Source organism: Proteiniphilum sp. UBA1028 (assembly GCF_002316955.1).
Lineage (GTDB): Bacteria > Bacteroidota > Bacteroidia > Bacteroidales > Dysgonomonadaceae > Proteiniphilum.
The window spans coordinates 30507-34011 of record NZ_DCEN01000059.1 but is presented as its reverse complement, the minus strand read 5'-3'; the positions used below and the strand labels follow the sequence as shown (position 1 = coordinate 34011).

Annotated in this window: 2 protein-coding genes and 1 pseudogene; 1 reads left to right on the top strand and 2 read right to left on the bottom strand. The window is 44.8% G+C overall.

Features of this window, described 5'->3' with window-relative positions:
- A pseudogene (locus B3Z75_RS10695) lies at window positions 1-1329 on the top strand (restriction endonuclease subunit R); the annotation flags it as partial.
- A 102-nt stretch (window positions 1330-1431) separates the two neighbouring features.
- Here the strand turns inward: B3Z75_RS10695 and B3Z75_RS10690 are convergent.
- Window positions 1432-2181 carry a murein L,D-transpeptidase catalytic domain family protein gene (locus tag B3Z75_RS10690; protein ID WP_286845833.1) on the bottom strand — a complete coding sequence of 250 codons (750 nt, stop codon included), beginning with the start codon at window positions 2179-2181 and terminating at the stop codon, window positions 1432-1434.
- Between the two features lie 168 nt (window positions 2182-2349).
- Window positions 2350-3375: a L,D-transpeptidase gene (locus B3Z75_RS10685; RefSeq protein ID WP_286832627.1), complete on the bottom strand. Its 1026-nt coding sequence runs from the start codon at window positions 3373-3375 to the stop codon at window positions 2350-2352.
- Window positions 3376-3505 lie beyond the last annotated feature (130 nt).

Sequence of the window (3505 nt, the reverse complement as noted above, 5' to 3'; positions counted from 1 at the left end):
ATGGACACCAATTTCCTGGGAAGTGAGGTGCATCATATCAACCAGCTGACGGTAATCGCGAGCGAGAGCTACGACCGCTTTGCAAAGGCGCTCCAGACTGAACTGGCCGAAGTGATTGCCGTCCGTCCACAGAAAGTTTCTCCCTCGTTGTTCAAGGATAAGGTGCTGGCAGATAAACAAGGCAGGCCATACCCAGTGGGTGAGGAGGCGGCCCTGGTCCTCTACGAGAGCCTGGCAGGTTATGGTTACGTGAAGGCGGGGACCCTGACCGATAAGTACTACGAGGACAAAGAGAGCGGCAGCTTCCAACTGCCGGGAGAGGTGGAAGCCAGCAGCGAGTCGGTGATGAGTATCCTCGATTCGGTCTACAACCCGAAGATGCTTGCTCCCGAGAATGCACGGGGCAACAACGTGGAACTGCATCTTGATGAACAGAAGTTCAACCGCGAGGAGTTTAAAAAACTTTGGAAGAGCATCAACACCAAGACGGCTTACGTGGTGGATTTCGAGACAGAGGAGTTGGTCCGCAAGGCGATTCAGCGACTGAACACCCATTTGAACGTGTCGAAGATCTTTTTCACCGTCACCTCTGGAGCTTTGGAAATGATTGAGTCAAAAGAATCATTAGAAGTAGGAGAGGGGTTCAAGCAGCAATCGTCGAAACACATCGATGTGCACTCTGCGGTAAACGGCAACGTAAAATACGACCTGGTGGGAAAGGTGGTAGCTGAAACGGGACTGACTCGCAATACGGTGGTAAGAATCCTGACCGGTATCGAGAGACCGGTGTTCGACCAGTTCATGCTCAACCCCGAGGAGTTTATCCTTAAGTGCTCCAACCTGATCAACGAGGAGAAGGCGACGGTGATCATCCAGCATATCGCTTACAACAAGCTGAACGACAGCTTCGGCACGGAGATCTTCACCGAACCAACCTTGAAAGGCAAGCTTGGTGTGAATGCGATTGCAGCAAACAAGCACCTGTACGATTACGTGATCTTCGATTCAGTAAAGACGGAAAAACCATTTGCCGAACAATTGGATATTAGCAGTGAGGTGAGCGTATATGTGAAGCTTCCCAAGGGCTTTTATATCAGTACTCCGGTGGGGAAATACAATCCCGACTGGGCCATCGCGTTTAACGAAGGAGCGGTCAAGCATGTCTATTTCGTGGCAGAGACCAAGGGGAATATCTCCACCATGGAACTCAGGGAAGTGGAGTCAGCAAAAATATCCTGTGCCCGGAAACACTTCCAGGCAATCAGCAGCGACAAGATAATATTCGACGCGGTAGAAAACTATCAGGAGTTAATGAGTTTGGTGAAATGAAAAAGCGGAATTGCGAAATTTCAAGCAATGCATCATTTTTTAAAATTACGTGATCTTTATAAAATGGGTCTCAAACTGAATGATGAAAAATATTTTTAGGTTTCAATAAAGATTGAGGACTTTGAAAATAGTTTTAAAATATTGAACAGAATGCTCTTCTATGCTGATTTTGTCCACCTTGCTCATGGCCGTATAATCTGGGCGGCCGGCATATATGAAGAGCAATGAACCTCCTTTTATGGTGTTGATGACAGGTTTTGTCAGCTCTTTGGGAAGCGCCGGGCAACCGAAGCTACGGCCCAGCCTTCCGGTAGATTTAATAACCTTCTCACTGCAATAATCGGCTCCGTGGATTACGATGGCCCGAGATCTTGCCTTGTCGTTAATGCCCTCTTCCAAACCGTCCAGCTGAAGCGAATATCCATTACTTCCGTTATATGTGCCGGCTGTACGGTAAAAACCCAATGAACTTTTGTGTGAACCGCTCAGGTTTGAGAATGATGTAGCAAAGTTTTCTCCACTGTTGCGCCCGTGTGAAACATAAGAAACAAAGAGTACCTTTCTCTTTTCCAAATCAAGTACGTACATCCTTTTTTCGGATGATGGGAGACTGAAATCGATCACCGTAAGCAGAGGATTGTTATTGATATTTAACTTTGTATAACCGGTGTATGCAGATTTGAAGGCGTCGAAATGCATTATTTCGCAAAGATTCATCTGTTCATAGAGTAACTCGCAACCATTTGAAGAGAGTGTTGCTGGTGAAGCGTTTTCCTTTTGATCCTTTTTCCCAATGGGGAAAGAGAGGGAAGAGAATACAAGAAATATGAAAGAGAATATTATTATACGCATAGCCTGTTCAGGAAAAATATTGCCAAATATACTCTATTTTTTTGAATATAATTGTGAGTCCCTACAAAAAGCCTTTGTAATTGTAAACAGGCCAAAATACATATTGATATTCAGCGGATTAATTTAATTAATTTTGATATTTAGGGCCTTTAGGAGCAGACTCATTTGTTAATCAATAACAATAACAACCGACTCTTTAACAGTTGCCCAGTCATATACGAATTGAGAGTGAGACGATGCGTTTCTGACACACATATGAGACCTGGGTGTGGTACCCAGGGATGGACTGTATTCAATTACATTTCTATTGGGATATTGTACCGGAACGCCGTGGATGTAAGCTCCATTAGTAAAACGGGAAGCATAGGGGGCGAATCCGGCAATCTCGCTTGTACCGTCTTTTACGTAGTACATTTTCTCTTTCTTCTCCTGAACAGCGAAAATTCCCGTAGGTGTTTCATGTGCATGCGGCGGCCTGTGCGTACCTGTGGTTGCGGGATTCATACTCAATATATGCCAGCCACCGTTTTCTCTCGTCAATGTTGAAATATTCTGATTGGTGACATCTACCGCTACAACTTTATCAAAACAGATGCTGTCACCCCATACTTTCAGATAACGGTTAGGAACCAGATATTCACCCTCCATAGAAACTCCGGTCACCCTGACCATCTCAATGGTGTCGTTTCCAGTAATTTTCACTATCCACCCATCTCTCCCGTAGCGTACCAATACTGTGTCGCCATATGCACTATAGAGAGGAACCGACTGGTAACGCTCAACACCGAATTGATCGGAAACCCTTCTATAGTCGTTTCTCACGAAACCTTCAATGGTGGGGGCTTCACCGTTCATGTTCTTGTAATTGCTCAAAACACCCCAGCTGCCTCCACGGGAGACTTCATTTTCAATATGGGCAATTCCTTCTTTAATCTTTTCCCATTGAAAACGCCGGACAGTGTCCTTATAAGGGTATTCATCATCAAGCAAATACTTATCGTATTGAATATCTTTTAGCAACCGGATGTCTGTTCCTGTCAGCTTTCTCCTCTCTTCGCCGAGATGGGGTATGGAATCATTATATGTAACGGCTATCTCTTCATTGCCATTCTCCACCGGAGTGCCTGAGCTGCACCCGGTAGGGATAAATGATATAACAGAGAAGAGAAGAAAACAGGCTGTACATCTTTTCATTTGTCGTTATTTTTGCATAGTTGGTATTTGGTTTGACGGATTTGCAAGAATCGATATTTGTAAATATTTATGTATTTTAGAACGTGGTTTAGGGAATAATGTTCATGCAGCCTGCCTCTATCCCCAATGC